Below are 21,507 nucleotides of genomic sequence, written 5' to 3' on the forward strand. Positions count from 1 at the left end.
AGCGGCCTACAGGCCGGCTTGAGTGGTAGAAGCCAGATCAAAAGCCAAAGCGAAAACCAAATCTGAAACTGCTGCGGCTCTGCTTTTCTGTGGGAGCTGGCTTGCCTGCGATGCAGACAACTCGGTTTTTCAGATGCACCCAGTTGATGCCATCGCAGGCAAGCCAGCTCCTACAGGGGGACTGTGTCCGCTTTAGATTTTGATTTTGCTTCACACCACTCAAGCCGGCCTGTAGGCCGCTGTGCTGTTGATCTGCTGTTGATCTTGATCTTAGGCGCCCCGTTAAACCACGCTGGCCGAACGCAGGTAGTACGGAGCGGGTAAACCGGCAGGACGCCGGTTTAGCCGCGACGGGGCAGGGACGCCCCGTCGCGGCGGCCCGCGGAGTAGTACCGGAGTGAGGGCACACCGAGCCCAAGCGAGGTGCCGAGTGGTGGGGCAAGAGCGTTTTGCTTACTTTTGCGCTGTTCAAAAGTGAGCCGCTGTAAGAGCGGAACCCATAGCGGCCATAACCGAAGAAACGGATATGCCCCCAATCCAAGCCACCGAGGAATCATAAACCCCATGACCACCACGTTCGATGACCTGCCACTGATCCGTGGCCAACAACTGGAAATCCGCCCCAACCGCCGCCTGAGTCTCACCCATCACGTGGGCACCACCCAACCCGACACGGTGGTGTTCTTCTGCCACGGCGCCGGCGGCAACAAGGACCAATGGCGCCATCAATGGCAAGCCCTGAAAACAGAAGGCTACAGCCTGGTCGCCTGGGACCTGCTAGGCCACGGCACCAGCGCAAAACCCCGCAACCCCGAGGCCTACGCCTGGCCCGAGCTGGTCGCCGACTACCTGGAAATCCTCAAACGCTACGGCGGCTCCCGCAACCTGATCATCGCCCACTCCTTCGGCACCGGCCTGACCCTCAGCACCTTGCTGGCCAAACCCGCGATCCCCATCGAATCCGCATTATTGCTGGGCACCCAACTGAACCGCCCCGGCAGAAGCGGCGGCCTGATGCGCCTGCCCGCCTGGATCCTGGAATGGCTGCGCCCACTGCTGGCCAAAGGTTTCCGTCAGGCCGCATGGAACGCCACCGCCGACCCCGCCCTGGTCGCCTACGAAGAAAAGCTCACCGAACGCAACCCGCTCTACATGTTCAAGGCCCTGATGAAAAATGCCCAATGGCCAGACGCCAACGCACTGCTCACCCTGACTTTGCCGGTGAGCGTACAGGCCGGTGACAGTGACGGCCTGACCCCGGCCAGCGGCGGTGAAGCATTGGCCCGGCATCTACCCAATGCCACGTTCCAGTTGCTGCCCGACTGCGGCCACCAACTGATGCTGGAAAAGCCCGACGACGTGCTGGCCGCGTTTCACCGATTAAACGCCAAAACCCCGATCACGGCGCTGTCGGAATAAACGCCACGCTGCCACCGTCACGCTTGTGGAACAACCGCTCGCCATTGTCCGGCTGGGTACTGATCACCTGATGATCGCTGCCCAGGTAGGCCAGCGGCGCCGGGGCGTCCTTGGTGTACTGCGCGACAATAATCGTGCGCTGCGGGTCGAAGTGCCGGCCGCTGGTTTTGTCCAGCCACGCCATGAACGCTGCACTGCCACCCTCGCGCGGGAAGTCCTGGGTTTCAGCCACGTAGTAGAACGGCGCACCGTGGTTTTGCAGGTACATCGGCACCTTGTTGTCGACTTCCACCATCACCATCTGCCACTCATTCCACGGCGCGCTTTTCACCGCCTCGGCCTGCACGTCGTCGGCAAAACGGGTCACGCCGCCGTTGCCATTGGTCCACGGATACACCACCCCGAGCACCAGCAGCATCACTCCGGCGGCAATGCCGAACCCACGGTACCAGCCGCGCCCGATCGTGCCTTTGCGGGCGATACGCTCGCTGACCCACCAGGCCGCCAGCAACTGCGCGAACGGTACCAGCGGCAGCACGTAGTAACTGCGCCGGCTGCCGCTGGCGGTGAAGAACACAAACAGCAGGCCCAGGCCCCACACCAGCCAGCGCGTATTGGGCGGGGTGTCGCGCCAGTGCCGCATGGCGAGCCACAGGCCGAGGATCCAGCACGGGGCCCAGGGCAGTGTGTAGGTCGGCAGGTAGATCAGGTAGGTGTAGATCGGCCCCATGTGGTCGAACGGGTCGAAGAAGCGCACCACGTTTTCCCGGAATACCAGTTCCAGGCCGCTTTCACCGTAGGTGGGCGCGCCGTAGAGATGGGAGAGTACAAACGGGATCGCGTAGAACGCCCCGGCGATGATCACCGCCAGCACCAGGCGCAGGTTGAGGTGGCGCTTGTAGCGCTGTTCGCTGAGCAGGTGCGGCAGCAGTACCAGGCCCGGCAGCACGAAGCCGATCAATCCCTTGAACAGCGACGTCACCGCCAGCAACAGGAAGAACACCGTGTAGCGCCCCAGCCGCGTGTCGTCCGGGCCGCGCCAGTACCACCAGACGGCCGCCAGCACACCGCACACGGTCAGCACGTCTGCCGTGGCCACCCGGGCCCAGAAGATGAAGTAGAAGGTGGTCGCGAGCATCCAGCCGGCAATCAGCCCGGTGCCCTTGCGGAACAGGCGCTCGCCGATCAGGTAGACCAGCCAGATGCTCAGCCACGCGGCGATCACCGATGACAGGCGCAGCGACCACGGCCCCAGGCCTCCCATCAGGTTGGCCAGGCCGGTGATCAGCCAGTACGACGGCAGGGGTTTGTCGTAATACGGCGTGCCCTTGAGGTACGGGTCGAAGTAGTCGCCGCTTTGCAGCATTTGCAGGGTGATGTTTGCCCAGCGGGTTTCCGGGCCCCACAGGTCGCGGGCGCCCAGGCCCAGCAGCAGAATCACGGCAGACACGCCCAGGAGCAGCAGCAGGGCGCCGCGTTCGGTTTTCCAGAAGTTCATGCAGCGGTTCCGATGTGGGATGAGTGTTGAATGGGTCACCCCACATTAGTGCGGCTGTGTTACGGCAATTGGGGGTAGATGATGATCTCCAGGTCACCCTTGTAATAACGCTTGCCCCCCAGCGGCAATTGCCCGGCTTCGCGCATTTCGCTGGTGCTCCTGACCCGCATCAGCACGCCCACCGAACCTTGCTGGCGCGCCTGTTTGAGCCAGGCCTGGACGCTGTCCAGGCCGACCTTGCGGTGCATCGCGTCGGCGTATTGCAGGCCGTAGCGCAACTCGCCTTCGGTGTCGTAGAACGCGACCTCGGGCCGGCGCAGGCGCCATGACAAGGCAGACGCAGAGCCCAGTTCGTTGCTCAGCAGTGCGTGGGTCTGTTGCAGTTCGTCCAGGTGCTGGAGCACAAACTGGTCGGGCATCTCGTTGTCTTCGATCAGCGCCGGCATGCCGGCGGGCAACAACGCCACCAGCAGGCCGATACCCAGCGCCGGCATTGCCCACAGCGTCAGCGGGCGAAACGCTTGCAGCAGGTTGGCGAGCATCCAGCCCATCAGCACGATGAACGTCAGGGACAGGTTGAACATCTCACTGTGGCTGTTGCCGTACAGCGGCCTGGCGATTTGCAGGTAGATCAGCGTGATCATCGCCGCCAGGCCGATGCCCAGGTTGAGCAGGCCATTGAAGCGCAGCGTACGGGTGCGGGCATTGGCCAGCAGGTCGACCAACGCATGGCCCATCAGCAACGCCAGCGGCAGCAGGCACGGCATGATGTAGGTCGGCAACTTGCCGTTGCTCAGGCTGAAAAAGCCCAGGGGCAACAGCATCCACAGCGCGAGGAAGACGATGGGGGGCTGGCGCTTTTCCTTCCAGGTCTTGCACAGCGTCGCCGGCAGCAGTGCCGCCCACGGCAGGCAGGACACCACCATCAGCGGCAGGTAAAACCACCAGGGCCGCGCATGCTGGGCATTGTCGGAGGCAAATCGGCGGATGTGCTCGTGCCAGAAAAAGAACCGCCAGTAGTCCGGCTCCTGCAGGTGGATCGTCAGGGCCCAGGGCAGGCACACCACGGCCGCCACCAGAATCGCCAGCGGGCCATAGCGCAGCAGCTCCCCGAGGCGCCGCTGCCAGAGCATGTAAGGCAAGGCGATCAGCACCGGCAGCAACCACGCCAGGAAGCCCTTGGTCATGAAGCCCATGCCGCAGGCGACGCCCAATAATGTCCAGCTGGCGAGGCGGGCGCGGGGAGTGGAACTGTCGAGGGCAAACCACAGCGCCGCCAGGCTCAGGTTGACCCAAAAGGTAAATTGCGGGTCCAGGTTGGAGTAACCGGCTTGCCCGGCCACCAGACCGAAACTCATATAGAGCAGGGCGCAGGCAAAACTCTTGCGCGGGTCGTTCCACAACCGGCGGGCAACCAGGTAGGCAAGCATGACGCTCAGGCCGGTGGTCAGGGCAGAGGCAATGCGCACGCCGAACAGGTTTTCACCAAAGATCGCCTGGCCCAGCGCAATCAGCCAATAACCGGCGGCGGGCTTTTCGAAATAGCGCACGCCCATGAAATGTGGCGCCACCCAGTTGCCGCTCATGATCATTTCCTGGCTGATCTGGGCGTAGCGGGATTCGTCGGGAATCCACAGGCCGTGCAGGCCCAACGGCAACAAATAGAACATCACGAATGCCAGTAGCAATACGGGCAAAGGTTTAAGGCGGGTCATGGCTATTGCACTCTCAGGCGGTATTGACGGTGGATCAGCGCGAGCGCTGGATCAGCCATGCGCGAGGGGTGGAGGATGGTCAGGGTCGGGTGAAAATGCGGCACAGAACGTTATTCCTTAAACAGTCTGTTAGTGGGCGCGGAATTGAATATCCATGCGCCCTAGTCAAGCTCGTTAAATGGGCGGCGTCCAATGAGTCATCGAAAGTCATCGTCATGTTGTTAACTTGTGAAAAGTTAGTGAGCTAAGAGTTTCTTGAAAAAAAGCCCAGTTAAAACTGTAAAAGATGCCATGGCTTGGCTGTCTTTTTGCTGAACGAACTTGAATGATTAAATGTAAAGAAGTGTTCTAAAGTTGTTTAAGTGCGGCGGCCCAGTCCTTGCTGTTCATAATGCCCAGGGCCTTGAACTTGCCGTTGGGCAGGAGCTTCACAAACAACGCACTGCCGTATTCAGCGTGTGCGGCGTGTTCGAAGCCCAGCGCCTCCTCAAAGTCACTGATGCAGGCGCTGTGGGTGACCAGCAGCAGGTTGCGATCAGGCAGCTTGTGGGGGCGCAGTTCCTCACCGATGGCAGGGCCGCAGATGGCCAGCGGGCCGGGTGACAACTCAGCCTTGCCGAACATGAACAGCGAGGTCTGCGCGGTGCGGGTGGTGGGGCTGCTCAGGACGTCGGTGTTTTCCATGCCCAGGGTCTGAAAGGCCTTGCCCACGGCCGTGGCAGACAACGAGCCGAGCGTGGTCAGGCCGTCTGCCGGGCCCAGGCAGGGGTTGGTGGAGCGGTCGCAGCGCTCTTCATGGCGCACCAGCACCACCAGGTCGCCGTTGCGCCAGGCTTCCAGGGCGCCGGAAGTGAGCAGGCGATGGCCCACGCCCAGGTCCAGGGGCGAGCGTGGCCACCAGATAAACGCTGTCACCGCCAGGCTGACCATCACGATAGCCGCCACGCCAAGCCAGAGCTTGTTCAGCTGTTTTATAAATGCCCAGCGCGAGCGAGACTTGCTCAGAGTCAGGTCAACCACACTATTCACCATAGGTAACTTCCAGGCGTAATCCGGTAACTGGCGGCAGCAAGTTAGGCAGGGCGCCAAGTGAAGAGCGCTTATGCAGGAATGTGCAAAAGCGTGTCACAGGGGCGCTGTCTTTTTGCTGAACATACCGATATAAAAAATTATTCATGTGCACTAACGGGTGTTTGAAAATAACCAACCTGTTATCTGCTCATGGGCGGCAATTTAGAGTGCGGCGGGTGGCCGCCGAGTGAAATCAATGTGAAAAATTTGCAGCGGGTCATAGGGCGCTCCTTTTGCCCATGGTTGTGACATAAAAATGTGACAACCGTTATTCTCGGCCTCAATCCAGGAACCGGTGGGGAAGGGTGATGCTGCAGGTACAAGGGGTATACAAGAGCTACGGCACGCCGCAGGGGCCGTTGGCCGTGCTGGCGGGTGTCGACCTTTACCTGGGCGCGTGCAGCAGCCTGGCGTTGATGGGCGAGTCCGGCAGTGGCAAAAGCACGCTGCTGCACCTGGTGGCCGGGCTCGACCGGGCAGACCGTGGCAGCCTCCAGGTGGGCGATCAGCGCCTGGATCAGATGAACGAAGCGCAACTGGCCCACTGGCGCCGCACCGAGATCGGCCTGGTGTTCCAGCAGTTCAACCTGATCGGCAGCCTGCGGGTCGAAGACAACCTGGCGTTCCAGGCGCGCCTGGCCGGGCGCTTCGATCCGGCGTGGCAAGCGCAATTGGTGGAGCGCCTGGGCCTGGGGGACTTGCTCAAGCGTTATCCCGAACAACTGTCCGGCGGCCAGCAGCAGCGGGTGGCCGTGGGGCGGGCCCTGGCATCGCGGCCCGGCTTGCTGCTGGCGGACGAACCCACCGGCAACCTCGACGAAGCCACCAGCGACGAAGTGCTGCAACTGCTGCTGGACCTGCTGCGGGACAGCCCCACCAGCCTGTTGATGGTCACCCACAGCCCACGAATCGCCGCGCGCCTGGACCAGCAAGTGGTGCTCCACCGTGGTCGGGTACTCGCAGCGGACGCCCGCTGAGGTGCGCGTCTTCTACTGGACACTGCGCGCGCTGCTCAGCCATTGGCGCCGCCACCCCGTGCAGTTCTTCAGCGTGCTTACCGGCCTGTGGCTGGCCACCGCGCTGTTGACCGGCGTGCAAGCCCTCAACAGCCAGGCGCGGGACAGCTACGCCCGGGCCAGCCAACTGATCGGCGGTGAACCCCAGGCCAGCCTCAGCGCGCCGGACGGTGCCAGCTTCCCCCAGGCGCTGTTTGCCGAACTGCGCCGCGCCGGGTGGCCGGTGTCGCCGGTGGTGCAGGGCCGCGTGCTGCTCAAGGGGCATGAAGACCAGCGCCTGCAAGTGATGGGCATCGACCCGGTGTCGTTGCCCGGCAGCGGTGCGGTGGCCGGGCAGAGCCTGGACCGGGCGCAGATGGTCGCGTTCTTCAACCCGCCAGGGCGCACCTGGATCGCGCCGCAGACCTTGCAGGCGCTGGGCCTGAAAGAGGGCGACCAGCCGCTGACGTCCGCCGGGCTGGCGCTGCCGCCACTGCACGTTCAACCGGACATGGCGCCCGGACTGCTACTGACCGACATCGGCTTCGCCCAACCACTACTGGACATGCCCCAGCGCCTGTCTCGATTGCTGCTGGACAAGGCGTTTGCCGCCGCTCATCCCGCCTTGCCGGCTGAATTGAATGGGCAGCTCCAGCTCAAACAGGCCGAGGAAAACAACCTCGCGCGCCTCACCGAAAGCTTCCACCTGAACCTTGACGCGCTGGGGTTTTTGTCCTTTGTGGTGGGGTTGTTTATCGTGCACGCCGCCATCGGCCTGGCCCTGGAGCAGCGGCGCGGCCTGCTGCGAACCTTGCGTGCGTGCGGGGTGAGCGCGCGGATGTTGATTCTCAGCCTGGCGGTCGAACTCGGTGGCATGGCCGTGCTCGGCGGCCTGATGGGCGTGGCCAGTGGGTACGTGCTGGCCAGCCTGTTACTGCCCGACGTCGCCGCCAGCTTGCGCGGCCTGTATGGCGCCGAGGTGCCCGGCCAATTAAGCCTCAGCCCACTGTGGTGGCTCAGCGGCCTGGGCCTGGGCTTGCTCGGCGCGTTGCTCGCCGGGGCCAGCAGCCTGTGGCGGGCGGCGCGCTTGCCGTTATTGGCGCTGGCCGATGCCCAAGCCTGGCACCACGCCCATGGGCGCTGGCTGCGGCGCCAGGGCTGGGTGGCGGGCGCTGCCTTATTGATCGCGCTGCTGGCGCTGGTGTTCGGCGATAGCCTGGCCAGCGGTTTTGTATTGATGGCTGCGTTGTTGCTGGGCGCTGCGCTGGGTTTGCCGGTGGTGCTCAATGGGGTGCTCAAGGCCGTATTGGGGCGCAGCCGCTCGGTACTGGGCCAATGGTTTCTCGCCGATTGCCGCCAGCAGTTGCCGGCCTTGAGCCTGGCGCTGATGGCCTTGCTGCTGGCGTTGGCCGCCAATATCGGCGCGGGCTCGATGACCTCGGGCTTTCGCCAGACCTTCAACAACTGGCTGGAGCAACGCCTGACCGCCGAGCTGTACCTCAACCCGCAAAACCCGGCGCAGGCCGAGCAGTTGCACACCTGGCTGGTACAACAGCCTCTGGTACAGACCGTTCTGCCCACCTGGCAGGTCGCGGTGCAGTTGCAAGGTTGGCCGGCAGACCTGTTCGGCGTGGTCGACGACTCAACCTATCGCCAGCATTGGCCGTTGCTCGAAGCAGCGGCGGATCCCTGGGGACAGTTGCTGCAAGACGACACCCTGATGCTCAGCGAGCAGATGGCGCGCCGGCTCAAGGTGCGGCTGGGCGATGTGATCCGCATCCCTGCGCCCCAGGGTCAATGGTCGCCGAAGGTGGTGGGGATTTACGCCGACTATGGCAACCCCAAGGGCCACTTGCTGGTGAACTCGCGGCACCTGTTGCAGCACTGGCCGGGATTGTCACCGGCGCGTTTCAACCTGCGGGTATTGCCGGGCAACGTGCCCACCCTGGTGCGTGAAGTGCAGGACCGGTTCGCCCTGGAAGACAGCCGCATCGTCGATCAGCAGCAACTCAAGGGCTGGTCGAGCCAGGTCTTCGAACGCACCTTCGCCGCCACCGCTGCTCTCAACAGCCTGACCCTGGGCGTGGCCGGGGTGGCGCTGTTCATCAGCCTGCTGACCCAGAGTCAAAGCCGGCTTGGCCAGTTGGCGCCGTTGTGGGCGCTGGGCGTGACACGACGCCAATTGATGCTGCTCAACCTCGGCCAGACCTGGCTGCTGGCGGTGCTGACCCTGGTGCTGGCGCTGCCATTGGGCTTGCTGCTGGCCTGGTGCCTGGACGTGGTGATCAATGTCCAGGCCTTTGGCTGGCGCCTGCCGTTGCAGATTTTTCCGTGGCAACTGGCGCAACTGCTGGGGCTGGCGATGTTGGCCACCTTGCTGGCGTCGGCCTGGCCGTTGTGGCAGTTGTACCGCAGTCGCCCGGCGGATTTGCTGAGGACCTTTGCCAATGAAGATTAAGTACCTGCTGTGGGCGACGTTCCTGTTGCTGGGCGCCTGTGATAAACCGCCTGCGTCCGAAGAAAGCTTCGCCGGGCTGGGCAGCCAGGCTGCGGACTTCGCCCAAGTGGTGCCCGGCAAGGTTTTCAGCTTCCCCGAGGACCACGGCCCCCATGACGGCTATCGCATCGAGTGGTGGTACCTCACCGCCAACCTCAAGGACGCCGAGGGCAATGCCTATGGCGTGCAATGGACGCTGTTTCGCAACGCGCTCAAGGCCGGGCCGACGCAACCGGGCTGGCGTGACTCGACCCTCTGGCTGGGCCACGCTGCCGTCACCTCGGCCACCCGCCATTACGCCGCCGAACGCTATGCCCGTGGCGGCGTGGGGCAGGCGGGGGCCCAGGCCGAGCCGTTCAACGCCTGGATCGACGACTGGAATTTCGCCACCAACCCCGGTGCCACCAGCTCCCTGGCGGACATGCAACTGGCGGCTGCCGGCGAGCATTTCAGCTACGACCTGCACCTGACCTCCAGCCGCCCGCTGGTGCTCCAGGGCGAGAACGGCTACAGCCGAAAATCCGACCAGGGCCAGGCGTCGTACTACTACAGCCAGCCGTTTTTCCAGGCCGATGGCCGTGTGACCATCGACGGCAAACCCTACCAGGTCACAGGCACCGCCTGGCTCGACCGCGAATGGAGCAGCCAGCCCCTGACCGCCAGCCAGACCGGCTGGGACTGGTTCTCCCTGCACCTGGACAGCGGCGAGCAGTTGATGTTGTTCCGGGTGCGGCAAAAAGACGGGCCGTCGTACCTGACCGGCACCTGGATCGACCAGCAGGGCCAAACACAGACCTTGCACAACCAGGATATCCAGCTGACACCACTGGGCACCACCGCGATCGATGGGCGCAGCATTCCCACCCAATGGTCGCTGAAAATCCCGGGCAAGCATCTGGACATCACTACTCAAGCGCTCAATCCCGAAGCCTGGATGAACCTGAGCATTCCTTACTGGGAAGGGCCGGTGAAATTTCAGGGCGGGGTGGGGTATCTGGAGATGACGGGGTACTGAGTCAGCTGCTTTCTCTATTGCCCCAAGGCCAGTTTGAGCGGCAGGCGTGCCATGCCCGTATTCTTCAGCGAGCCCAAATACAACCAGTCTCCATACTCGCGTGCCGTGGTGATGGGGGAGTAGTTACCGCTGCTGCCATCCTGCAGGTTGGCGATCACCTTGCCGTTCACATCCAGCCCCAGCACAAAGGCCTTACGCTCGATGGGCTTGGGCAGCATCATCAGCGCCCGCACCATGATCTTGCGCATCAACGGGTAGCCGGCAAAACCGTCGAGCAACGGGTTGCGGGGCGAATACAGGGCGACCCAGAAACGGTCCTGGCCATTGAAACTGAGGTTGTCCGGTAGGCCCGGCAGGTTGTCGATAAACAGGTCGTGGGCACCGGCCTTGTCGCCCTTGAGCCAATAGCGGCTGATGCGGTAGGCACCGGTTTCGTTGACCAGCACATACTCTTCGTTCGGCCCCAGGGCCACGCCATTGGCGAACTGCAGCTGGTCCAGCAGCACCTCGGTGTGGCCGTTGCCGAAGTCATAACGCAGCAAGCGGCCGTCGCCACCGTGCTCGATCACGGCCTCGCCGTCTTGGCCATAACCCCAGCGGCTCGACGCATCGCTGAAGTATGCATAACGCCCCGCGGTGTCGACGGTGACGTCATCGGCAAAGCCAAACGGCAGGCCGGCGGCGCTGGTGGTCAGAGTGGTGAGGTTGTGCCCGGTGTCGAGGGCGAGCAGGCCCTTGATGCCGTCGGCAATGATCAGCCGCCCGTCCGGGTGCAGGGCCAGCCCCAGGGGGCGGCCGTGGGTGTTGGCCAGCTCTTCGATGACGTGGCTTTCCGGGGCTGTGCGGATGATGCGCCCGTCATGCAGGCCGGTGATGAGAAAACCTTTGCCATCCAGCAACAGCGCTTCCGGCCCGGCGATGTCCTGGGCGCCGGTTCTTTTCACGGCCTTGAGGCGCTGGTTTTCAGCGTAGGGCCCGTCCTTCAGGGATGGCGCCTTGGGCGGCGACCAGTTGACCGGTTGCACCCTGGTGGGCATCAGCAACAGGAAGGCGACGATGGCGACCAGGACCAGCAGGACCAGATGACGAACCTTCCTTGGACGAGTACTCATGACGATTCCTGATGGTCAGTGGTGCGCGGTTCCCAATGCAGGGTGCCGAAGAGGTAGTCCATCAGCGGCAGGACGATATTGAAATTGCGCCCCTGCATCAGTTCGCGACGGTGATGCAGGGCGTGTAACCGGTGCATCTGGCGGATCCACGGCAAGCGGGCCACGGGGTGGTCGGGGTGCAGGTGTTCGCAGGCGTGGAAAAACTCGTAGAGCAGGTAACCAAGGATCATGCAGCCGGCGAACAGGCCGGCGACGTTGGGGTTGAGGTGTTTGAGCAACCACCAGGCGGGGAGGGTGATGATCAGGCTGTGGAGCAGGATCAGCCAGGCGGGGAACAGGATGACACGCCAGTCTCGCGGGCTGTCGCAGGTCATGTGGCCGGGGGTGAAGAAGCTGTGGTGGTCACCGGTGTGGCGGGCGTAGAACAGCCGGGCGAAGGCGTGTTTGTGGTGGCCCAGGTGGCGGTGGACGAGGTAGATGCACAGGTTGAAGAAAATCAGCGTGAGGGGCACGGCCAGCCATTCCAGCCGTTGGATCTGGTCGGTGCTGGACCAGAACAGGCTGACGCAGAGCAGGCCGTAGCCGAAGACGAAACCTGCATGGAGCCACGGGTTGTAGCGAAGGTTGATGCTTGCGCGATAGGTGGCGCGGAAGGCCTCGGTGGGGTGAGTCATTGGGAGCGCTCGGTGTTGTTTTTGTTGGGGCTGAGCTTAGTTGGAATTGGCGCATCTATCCTGCAGTCAGAAAATATACTGTACATGCATACATGTTATGTCCTACATTCCATCCCAGGTGACCGGATGTCGCCGATCACCTGAGCTTCAATTTTTTAACTATGGATGGATAAAAAATGAAATCGAAAAAAGCGTTTATGCTCGGAGCTGCCATCGCGGCCTCCTGCTTCGTTTCGGCTTACGCCCTGGCCGAACAATATCCTGCACACTTGACGCCGCAACCCTTGCAGCAAGCCGTGCAACAAGCCCTCAAGAGTGGTGGCAACGTCACGTCGCAAAAGGCGTCGGCCGCATTCCTGGAGAAAATCAAAGCCTCGCAGCAGGTGAAAAAGCCGGCGCAGGCTGCCAAGGCGTTGAGTGGGGTTGTGGTTGCCCAGTCGGTGCAGGCGGATAACGCCAAGGTAGATGTCAAGGCCGCGGCGGCCCAGGCGTTCACGCCGCTGTGCCAGACGCTGGGCATCAATCAGATGTACAACCTGGACGGTGTGCAAACCGGCAACGATGTCTGCTACCACTTCAACGTGCCGCAAAAGGCACGGGCGACTGTGATGCTGGTAGGGCAGAGTGCTGCCACCAACATGTCCCTGACCCTGTTCCAGGACGACGGCCAGAACAACATTACGTCTCTCGGCACGTCGGATAACCCGGGCAATGCCAACGAGGTGCTGGCTGGCGTCCTGCCACCCGGCGACTACTACTGGTTCATGCACGCCAATTCGGCTGACGGTTCGCCGTTCAGTTTCGGCGTGGACATCAACATGACGATTGACGATTTCGAACCTAACGACAGTTTCGAAACGGCTTATCAACTGCCGGATACCCTGAACTACGTCACGGGTAACTCCGACACGGCGACCGATGAAGACTACTTCTCCTTCAAGGCCCTGCGCGGGCAGAAGGTCAGTGCCTATTTCGACGGTGTGAACGAGAGCGATCGGGGCCAGTGGATTTCCGAGTATTTTGACGGCGTCAAATGGATCCCGATCAACCCCAAGGCGAAAATCACCTGGCCATCGCCATCGGTTAATGGCGTGGTGAACGTACGGGTGCGGCCTAACCCGGCTGCAAGCTGGAAGGCTACGGCGCGCTACAAGCTGTCGCTGGGCTCCACACCCGAGGTGTTGAGCCATAGTGTGCAAGGTGACAACGTGGTGCGGATCCCGGCTTCAGCCAATGACTACGACCCGTTCATGACCACCCAGGCGGCACGTGACTTGAGCTGGGCCGTGACCTGGGCCGACAGCACCGGTAAACGGCTACAGGGATTGACCCCGTATCTGCAACTCGACAAGCACGTCAACCGTAATACCTACCTGCCGGTGTACATCCCTTACTACGGTTCGGTGACCGGTGTGTCGGGTGCGGCATCCGGTACGGTCAATCTGGGCAACTGCGCGGGTGAGGCGACCGTCAGGTACGTGTCCTACGATTCGGGTTACAAAAATACCTGGGAGACCAACTACAACTTCGCCGTCTGGCGCCTGCGCATCGAGGAGTACCCGGATGTCGGCGTGGGTGGCGACGCTACCCCGGTCAGCATGGCTCATATCTGCAGCCAGCGCGTGATCTCCAGCGAACGGTGATCAACCCTCCACTTAATCCGTAACCCCGGCGCCAACTTTTCGGGTTGGCGCCCCCAGCAACGCCTCAAACTCCGCCTGAACCCGCCCTTCGTCGCAATGCGCCACATTAAACCGCATAAAATCCCGCAACCCCGGCTCATACCCGAACAACGCCCCCGGCGCCAACACCATCCCACGCTTCAAGCCGGCTTCAGCCAGCCGCTCACCATTCACCCCGGCCGGCAACCGCGCCCAGATGAACATCCCGCCCTCAAACCCCATCGGCAGCTCACACCCACAACGCCGCAGCCACTGCTCAACCCGCCCCCCGGCCTCAAGCAGCCGCTGAACCATGCGCTTGCGATGCCTGGCATACCCGCCCTCACTCAGCAGCCGATACACAATCTGCTCGAACAGCTCCGACGTTATCCCGCCACTCATCAACTTCATGTTGGTCAGGTTCGCCGCCAACTGCGGCGCCGCCACCACATAACTGACCCGCGCATTCGCCGTCAGCACCTTCGAAAACCCCGACAGGTACGTCACCTGCTCCAATCCCGCCAACGTCGCCAGACGCGGCGGCGGGTTAGGGTGCAAGTCCCCGTAAAGATCATCCTCGACGATATGGCAGTGATACTCCCTGGCCAGTTGCAACAGGCGAAACGCCTGGCTCGGACTGAACGAATGCCCGGTCGGGTTATGCAACACGCTGGTGGTCAGGTACAGGCTGGGACGATGTTCGGCGAGCAATTGCTCAAGCGCCGCAAAATCAAAACCGTCAGGCCGCCGGGCGATGGTCACCACCTTGACCCCATGCAATGCCAGGTTGGCGTGGAAGTTGAAATAACACGGCGCATCCAGCAACACCGTGTCCCCGGGCCGTGCCAGCAGGCGCATGAGCATGTCCAGGCCTTGCACCGTGTTGGGCGTGGTGATGATCTGCTCCACCGGCACCGACAACCCCTCACCGTGCAGTTTCTGTTGCAACGCCTGGCGCAATGGCAGCAGGCCCGCCGGAGTGCCCAGCCCGGCGATGCGCAAGGTGGGGGCGCGCACTGCGCTGCGCATGGCCTGGCGCAATACGTCGGAGTCCAGCCAGTCTTCCGGCAGGTGGCCGCCGCCGGGGCGCAGGTCGCCGGGGGCCATGGCCAGGGGGCGGCGCAGTACGCTGAGCAAGTCCTGGGGCAGCAAGTCGACCCAGTTACTGGACGACGGCTGCGCCAGGCTGCTCGCAACGAAGTGCCCGCGGCCCTGGCTGGAGGTCAGCAGGTGACGCCCGCGCAGGCGATCCAGCGCTTCATTGACGGTAAATTTTCCGACGCCCAGTTGTACGCCCAACTCACGCACCGAAGGCAGTTTGCTGCCTGCCGCCAACTCGCCTTGCTCAATCGCATGGGCCAGGGCATCGACGATCTGCTGCACTTTCGGTGCCCGATCATGAAAGTGAATCGCGGGAATGGGCATCACACTGTCCTTAAGTTTGCCGCCAACTTTACCGGTAAAGTCTGCGCATATATCCGTGGAGTTTACCTGCCTCTGGCGCGGCGTGCGCCCTAGACTGCACGCCTTACTTCCTGCTGTGAAACCCCACGCCATGGTCACCGCGCTGACGCTGTCTTCGTTTTTGTATTTCCTGCTGTTGTGCACCACCCTGGCGTTCAGCCCCGGCCCCATGACCCTGTTATTGCTCAGCCTTGGCCTGAAAGACGGCCTGCGCCGCTCCCTGCCGGCGCAGTTCGGGGCGAGTGTTTCCTACCTGGTCTCGATCCTGATCTTTGCCGTGGGGTTTTCCGAGCTGATCAAGGACTACCCGCTGATCACCCGAATCATCCAGGTGGTGGGCGTCGCCTATATCCTTTACCTGGCCTACAAGCAATGGACCAGCAGTGGGGTGACGATCAAGACCACCGACCCGACCCCGGAAAATGCCCGCAGCCTGTTCGGCAAGGGCCTGCTCACCGGGCTGTCCAATCCCAAGGCAATCATTCTGTTCAGCGCGGTATTCCCGCAGTTCGCTGCTATCGGCCAGGGCAGCGCCGCCGCCGATATCGCCATCCTCGGCCTGACCTTCCTGTTGCTGCAATTTGCCAGCGGCTGCCTGTATTGCTATTTCGGCCAGCGCATCAAGCACGTGCTGGAAAATCCCAAGCGTCGGGTGTTGCTGCAAAGGGCCACGGCGGTGTTGCTGCTGGGGGTTGCGTTGATGCTGGCCCGGGGCTTTTCCAGCTGAAGGCCAGCTTATGAGCGGTAGTGGCGATCTGCCGTTGCCCTGATAGACTTCGGGCATTCATCCAGGATCAAGCCAGACCATGCCAGCCGCAGGAGGAAAGGGACTTTCGCTCGCCACACGCTTGTACAAGTCGCGCGCCCTGGGATTGACCCTCGGGTTTATCTGTGTGGCCGCCGCCATCTATCCGCTGGATAAGCCCGCCTGGGTCTGGGTGGTGATGGTTGCCAACGCCTTTGTCTGGCCGCATGTGGCGTACCAATGGTCGCGACGCTCAAAGAACTCCCTGCGTTCGGAACACCGCAACCTGCTGTTCGACTCGTTCTGCGGCGGGTTCTGGGTGGGCGCCATGCAGTTCAACCCACTGCCCAGCGTGACCACCTTGTCGATGATGACCATGAACAACGTCGCCATCGGCGGCCCGCGCTTCATGTTCGCCGGCTGGGTGGCCCAGGCGCTGGGGATCGGCGCGTCGATGCTGGTGTTCACCCCGGCGGTGACGGCCCTCACCAGCGAAGTGCAGCTCTACGCCTGCCTGCCGATCCTGATGCTGTATCCCCTGGCCCTGGGCTGGATCTGCTACCGGCAAGCGATCACCCTGGCGCGGCACAAACGCGAGTTGCTGGCCCTGAGCCGCACCGACAGCCTGTCCGGCCTGCTCAACCACGGTGCCTGGAAAGACCACCTGGAAATCGAGTTCCAGCGCTGCCGCCGCGACCAGCAGGGCGCCGCCATCGCGCTGATCGACATCGACCACTTCAAGACCATCAACGACACCTACGGCCACGTCACCGGCGACATTGTTTTGCGCCAGTTGAGCAAAGTCCTGCGCCAGAACCTGCGGGCCACTGACCTGGCCGGGCGTTATGGCGGCGACGAATTCTGCGTGATCCTGCCGGACATGCCCCTGAACCGCGCCACCGAAGTAATGGACGCCCTGCGTGACCGCTTCAACTCACTGGCCTACGCCCAGGACCCGACCTTGCGCGCCAGCCTGAGCATCGGCCTGGCGCCGTACCGGCCGGCACACGGTGACGCCACCAGTTGGCTGAACGATGCCGACCAGGCGCTGTACGAAGCCAAGAGCAGCGGGCGCAACCGGGTCAGTTCGGTGCAGGGAAGTTGGTTGAGGTCGATCTGAGGATCAACAAATTGTTTATTGTCAGGTAGGGTGGAGCGCTACCTTCCAACAAAAACAAGGATCGGTTCATGCTCTTCAACTTCCCCCGCACCTTACTGGCCGCCACCCTGGCGCTGTCGTTCGCCATGCCGGCCTTCAGCGCCGAACCCCACAAACAGATCCAGGCCGATTCCGAGCAGTACAAGGCCGATGCTTTGAAACTGCTGGAGCGCCTGGTGAATATCGATTCGGGCTCCGGCTACGAGCCGGGCCTGACCCAAGTGCGTGACATCGCGGTCGACGAGCTCAAGCAACTGGGGTTCAGTATCCAGCTGGTGCCCGATGCGGCCGCCCATAACAGCCATGTCATCGCCACACTCAAAGGCACCGGCAAGGCCAAGATCCTGCTGATGGCCCACATGGACACCGTGTTCAAGGAAGGCTCGGCCGCCGCCCGGCCGTTCCATATCAAGGACGGCCGTGCCTATGGCCCGGGCGTGATGGATGACAAGGGCGGCATCGTCGCCGGCATCTATGCCTTGAAAGTCCTGAAAAATCAGGGCTTCAAGGACTACGCGCAAATCACCTTCCTGCTGGATGCCAGCGAAGAAACCGGCACCGACGGCGCCTCCGAGCTGATCCGCAACACTGCCAAGGGCCACGACGTGACCCTCAACCTGGAACCGGGTCGCCCGGCGGACGGCCTGGTGGTGTGGCGCAAAGGCAGCGCCACCGCCGTGGTTGAGGTCAAGGGCAAGGCGGCCCACGCGGGTGTGGCGCCGGAGTTGGGGCGCAATGCGGCGATGGAAGCGGCGCACCAGATCCTGCAACTGGGCAAGCTGGGGGATGCGGAGAAGAAAACCACCATCAACTTCACCGTGATCAACTCGGGCGACCGGGTCAACGTGATCCCGGACCAGGCCACTGCCAAGGCTGACGTACGGGCCGCATTGCCGGAAGAGTTTGACCGGATCGAGAAAGACCTGGCGCGGGTCTCGGCCAACAAGCTGATCCCCGAGACTGAAGTGACCACCAGCCTGCACCGCGGCCTGCCGCCGATGCCGCAGACGCCGGAGTCGGACAAGTTGGTCGCGATTGCCCAGGGGATTTATGGCGAGTTGGGTCGCACGTTGACCATTGAAGGCAGCGGCGGGGCGGCGGATGCCAGCTTGTCGGCTGGCGTGGGCACGCCGACCCTGGACGGGTTCGGGATTGTCGGGGGCAATATCCATACGCCAGAGGAATATGCCGAGGTGGAGAGCGTGGCGCCGCGGATTTACCTGCTGAGCCGGATGATTATGGAGCTGTCAAAGCGCTGATCCGAAACCATCACTGATCGTCTGTGGAAGCAGATCAAAATGTGGGAGCTGGCTTGCCTGCGATAGCGGATTGTCAGTCATGAATGCTTTGACTGATACACCGCCATCGCCGGCAAGCCAGCTCCCACACTGTTCTGTGGTGTTGGTTGGATCAGGTTGCAGTCGGCACTTCCCGGGTCATCTCCCGCCCCAACACCAAGCTGCACAACGCCGGCAAGAACAGCAACGTCAACACCGTCCCCACCAACACCCCGCCAATCAGCACATACGCCAGCGACGACCAGAACACTGACAGTGTCAGCGGAATAAACGCCAATGCCGCCGCCAGCGCGGTCAGGATCACCGGGCGTGCCCGGCGCACCGTGGCCTCGATGATCGCCTCGCGAATCACCATGCCATGGTCCTGGTTCTGGCGAATCTGGTCGGTAAAGATCAGCGTGTTGCGCATCAAGATCCCGCCAATCCCGATCAGCCCCAATATCGCGTTGAACCCGAACGGCTGGTTGAACAGCAGCAACGTCGGCACCGCGCCGATCAGCCCCAGCGGTGCGGTGGCGAACACCATGAACATCACCCCGAATGAGCGCACCTGGAACATGATCACGGTCAACGTCAGCAGGATCATGATCGGGAACAGCGCCGCCAGCGCGACGTTGGCCTTGGCGCTTTCTTCCACCGGGCCGCCGATGACGATTTGATAACCGGCCGGCAGCTTGGCGATCAGCGGCTGTAGGTCCTTGTACACCGCCATTTCCACGTCTGGCGGCTGGGTGCCGTCGACAATATCGGCACGCACTTCCACGGTCAGTGCCCGGTTGCGGCGCTTGAGGATCGGCTCTTCCATCACCGCCTGGAAATGCCCGACCTGGGCCAGTGGCACCGACACGCCGGCGCTGTTGGTCAGGGTCATGTTGTCCAGGTTGCCGAGGTCTTCGCGTTGGCTGCCCTGGGAGCGGGCGACCACTGACACGGTGCGATTGCCTTCGCGCACTTCGGTGATCGGGTTGCCGCTGAGCAGCGCATTGAGCTGGGATTTTACCCCGTCGGGGGTAAAGCCCAGCAGGCGCAGACGGTCCTGGTCCAGCACCAGCCGATAACTGCTGGCACGCTCGCCCCAGTCGAGGAAGCTGTCGCGGGTGAGTTTGTTGGCGGCGACTACCTGGCGCACGTCTTCAGACAGGCCGCGCAGCACGTTCAGGTCGGGACCGGACACGCGAAACACCACCGGGAAGGGCACGGGCGGGCCGAACACCAATTGGGTAACCCGCACCCGTGCCGACGGAAACTCACCCGCGGCGATGCGTTCACCCATGCGCTTTTTCAGCGCGTCCCGGGCATGGGCGTCGGCGGTCTGCACGATCAGCTTGGCGAAAGCCGGGTCGGGCAACTCCGGGTTCAGCGACAGGAAAAACCGTGGCGCACCGCCGCCGACGTAGGTGTCGACCATCACGGTCTGCGGTTCCTCCATCAGCGCTTTTTCGACCTGCGCCGCCACCGCCTCGGTGCTTTTGAAGGCGCTGCCCGGCGGCATATACACCTCAAGGATCAGCTCGGACCGGTCGGAGTTGGGGAAGAACTGCTTCTTCACCACGCCCATGCCCAGGCCACACAACACAAAGGCGGCCACCACCAGCCCGGTCACCCACCAGCGGTTGCGCACACAGGCGTCCACCAGGCGGCGCAGTTTCTGGTAATAACGGCCGGCATAAATCGCATCGTGGCCGCCGGCAACCGGCTTGATCTGCGGCAGCAGCTTGACCCCCAGGTACGGGGTGAACACCACCGCCACCAGCCACGACGCGATCAGCGCAAAGCCGACAATCCAGAAAATATTCCCCGCGTATTCCCCGGCACCCGAGCGGGCAAAACCCACGGGCAGAAAGCCGATAATCGTCACCAGCGTGCCGGTGAGCATCGGTGCGGCGGTGGAGCTCCAGGCGAAAGTGGCCGCGTGAATCCGGTCAAAACCTTCCTCGAGTTTGACCACCATCATCTCGATCGCAATGATCGCGTCGTCCACCAGCAGGCCCAGGGAAATGATCAGCGCGCCCAGGGTCACCCGGTCGAATTCGCGGCCGGTCATCAGCATGATCACAAACACGATCGACAAGGTCAGCGGCACGGCCGCGGCGACCACCAGCCCGACCCGGAACCCCAGCGCCAGCAGGCTGATGACCATCACCACGGCGAGGGCGACGAAGAACTTCAGCATGAACTCGTTGACCGCCAGGCTGATGTTTTTCGCCTGGTCGGAGACCTTTGCGAAGTTGACTCCCAACGGCAGGTCGGCCTGGATTTTCGCCTCCTGGGCCTTGAGGGCCTTGTCCAGTTCCAGGCCGTTCCAGTGCTTCTCCATGATCACCCCGAGCATCAGGGAGGGGTCGCCCTGATGGCGGATGCGGTAGCTGGGCGGGTCTTCATAACCGCGGCTGACGGTGGCCACATCAGCGATGCGCAGCAGTTTGCCATTGGCTTCCAGCGGCACGTTTTCGATCAGCGCCAGGCTGTCGAACGCCCCGTCGATACGGATATACGCCCGGGCGCCAGCGGTTTCGACAAAGCCTGAAGGCGCCACGGCGTTCTGGGCGGCGAGGGCGGCGAAAATCTGCTCGGGCTTGATGCCCAGGGTGGCCAGGCGTTCATAGGAGAACTCGACGAAGATGCGCTGCGCCTGTTCGCCGAGGATGTTCACCTTCTTTACGCCCGGCAGGTTGAGCAGGCCCTGGCGCATGTCCTCGGCCATTTGCACCAGTTGCCGGTGGGGCAGGTGTTCGGCCTCCAGCGCATACAGGGAGAAGTACACGTCGGAGTATTCATCGTTGAAAAACGGCCCGATCACGCCCTTGGGCAACTTCGCCGCTTCGTCGCTGAGTTTTTTGCGGGTCTGGTAGAACAGGTCCTGGATCTCGCTGGGGCGGGTGGACTCCAGGTACGTCATGCGCATCGACACAAAACCCGGCTGGGCGATGGTCTCGACGCGGTCGTAGTAGTCCAGCTCTTGCAGGCGTTTTTCCAGGCGGTCGGCGACTTGTTCCTGCATCTCCCGGGCTGTGGCGCCGGGCCAGGCGGCGGTGATGGTCATGACCTTGACGGTGAACGAAGGGTCTTCGGCGCGGCCCAGCTTGCCAAAGGCAAAGACCCCGGCGGCGAGGATCGCGATGATCAGGAACAGCGTGACCGCGCGATGCTTGACCGCCAGTTCGGAGAGGTTGATACCGCGCAT

The 21,507-nt window shown here is 62.7% G+C and carries 15 protein-coding genes; 8 read left to right on the plus strand and 7 right to left on the minus strand.

Features of this window, described 5'->3' with window-relative positions; translation table 11 throughout:
* Positions 1 to 564 precede the first annotated feature (564 nt).
* Positions 565 to 1,419 (plus strand): alpha/beta fold hydrolase, encoded by an 855-nt coding sequence (locus HKK54_RS21805; protein ID WP_169387778.1) that lies wholly within the window; start codon positions 565 to 567, stop codon positions 1,417 to 1,419.
* Here the strand turns inward: HKK54_RS21805 and HKK54_RS21810 are convergent.
* From HKK54_RS21810 to HKK54_RS21820, 3 genes are all read right to left on the minus strand, one after another.
* Entirely contained in the window at positions 1,400 to 2,917 is a 1,518-nt protein-coding gene (locus tag HKK54_RS21810) for an ArnT family glycosyltransferase (RefSeq protein WP_169387779.1), read from the minus strand. The two genes, HKK54_RS21805 and HKK54_RS21810, sit on opposite strands and share 20 nt — an antisense overlap.
* A 59-nt stretch (positions 2,918 to 2,976) precedes the next feature.
* Positions 2,977 to 4,632 carry a lipid IV(A) 4-amino-4-deoxy-L-arabinosyltransferase gene (arnT, locus tag HKK54_RS21815; protein WP_169387780.1) on the minus strand — a complete coding sequence of 552 codons (1,656 nt, stop codon included), beginning with the start codon at positions 4,630 to 4,632 and terminating at the stop codon, positions 2,977 to 2,979.
* Positions 4,633 to 4,980: 348 nt separating this feature from the next.
* Positions 4,981 to 5,664, minus strand: coding sequence for a histidine phosphatase family protein (locus HKK54_RS21820; RefSeq protein WP_010175200.1), 684 nt, complete (start codon positions 5,662 to 5,664; stop codon positions 4,981 to 4,983).
* Positions 5,665 to 6,011: 347 nt separating this feature from the next.
* Here HKK54_RS21820 and HKK54_RS21825 point away from each other — a divergent pair, with 347 nt between their 5' ends.
* Genes HKK54_RS21825 through HKK54_RS21835 form a run of 3 tightly spaced genes read left to right on the plus strand, consistent with a single transcriptional unit; the run spans position 6,012 to position 10,210 of the window.
* On the plus strand, positions 6,012 to 6,680 hold the full coding sequence (locus HKK54_RS21825) for an ABC transporter ATP-binding protein (protein ID WP_169387781.1): 669 nt from the start codon (positions 6,012 to 6,014) through the stop codon (positions 6,678 to 6,680).
* Between the two features lies 1 nt (position 6,681).
* Positions 6,682 to 9,156, plus strand: coding sequence for an ABC transporter permease (locus HKK54_RS21830; RefSeq protein ID WP_169387782.1), 2,475 nt, complete (start codon positions 6,682 to 6,684; stop codon positions 9,154 to 9,156).
* A complete protein-coding gene (locus HKK54_RS21835) occupies positions 9,146 to 10,210 on the plus strand; it encodes a lipocalin-like domain-containing protein (protein ID WP_169387783.1) in 1,065 nt (354 codons plus the stop codon). The genes HKK54_RS21830 and HKK54_RS21835 overlap by 11 nt, the downstream gene beginning before the upstream one ends.
* Positions 10,211 to 10,224: 14 nt before the next feature.
* On the opposite strand, the gene HKK54_RS21840 is transcribed toward HKK54_RS21835, so the two are convergent.
* Entirely contained in the window at positions 10,225 to 11,322 is a 1,098-nt protein-coding gene (locus HKK54_RS21840) for an SMP-30/gluconolactonase/LRE family protein (RefSeq protein WP_169387784.1), read from the minus strand.
* Entirely contained in the window at positions 11,319 to 11,996 is a 678-nt protein-coding gene (locus HKK54_RS21845; protein ID WP_169387785.1) for a sterol desaturase family protein, read from the minus strand. Before HKK54_RS21845 ends, HKK54_RS21840 begins: the two co-directional genes overlap by 4 nt.
* Before the next feature lie 176 nt (positions 11,997 to 12,172).
* Between HKK54_RS21845 and HKK54_RS21850 the strand changes: the two genes are divergently transcribed.
* Complete coding sequence (locus HKK54_RS21850; RefSeq protein WP_169387786.1) at positions 12,173 to 13,639, plus strand: hypothetical protein; 1,467 nt, start codon at positions 12,173 to 12,175, stop codon at positions 13,637 to 13,639.
* A 12-nt stretch (positions 13,640 to 13,651) separates the two neighbouring features.
* On the opposite strand, the gene HKK54_RS21855 is transcribed toward HKK54_RS21850, so the two are convergent.
* Positions 13,652 to 15,082, minus strand: a complete 1,431-nt coding sequence (locus HKK54_RS21855) for an aminotransferase-like domain-containing protein (RefSeq protein WP_169387787.1) — start codon at positions 15,080 to 15,082, stop codon at positions 13,652 to 13,654.
* 130 nt (positions 15,083 to 15,212) lie between these two features.
* Here HKK54_RS21855 and HKK54_RS21860 point away from each other — a divergent pair, with 130 nt between their 5' ends.
* The 3 genes from HKK54_RS21860 (at position 15,213) to HKK54_RS21870 (ending at position 18,284) form a co-directional block, all read left to right on the plus strand.
* A complete protein-coding gene (locus HKK54_RS21860; RefSeq protein ID WP_169389325.1) occupies positions 15,213 to 15,848 on the plus strand; it encodes a LysE family translocator in 636 nt (211 codons plus the stop codon).
* 79 nt (positions 15,849 to 15,927) lie between these two features.
* Complete coding sequence (locus HKK54_RS21865; protein ID WP_169387788.1) at positions 15,928 to 16,986, plus strand: diguanylate cyclase; 1,059 nt, start codon at positions 15,928 to 15,930, stop codon at positions 16,984 to 16,986.
* Positions 16,987 to 17,054: 68 nt separating this feature from the next.
* Positions 17,055 to 18,284 carry a M20/M25/M40 family metallo-hydrolase gene (locus HKK54_RS21870; protein WP_010175180.1) on the plus strand — a complete coding sequence of 410 codons (1,230 nt, stop codon included), beginning with the start codon at positions 17,055 to 17,057 and terminating at the stop codon, positions 18,282 to 18,284.
* A 151-nt stretch (positions 18,285 to 18,435) separates the two neighbouring features.
* On the opposite strand, the gene HKK54_RS21875 is transcribed toward HKK54_RS21870, so the two are convergent.
* A complete protein-coding gene (locus HKK54_RS21875; RefSeq protein ID WP_169387789.1) occupies positions 18,436 to 21,507 on the minus strand; it encodes an efflux RND transporter permease subunit in 3,072 nt (1,023 codons plus the stop codon).

It is taken from the genome of Pseudomonas sp. ADAK13, from assembly GCF_012935715.1.
Taxonomy (GTDB): domain Bacteria; phylum Pseudomonadota; class Gammaproteobacteria; order Pseudomonadales; family Pseudomonadaceae; genus Aquipseudomonas.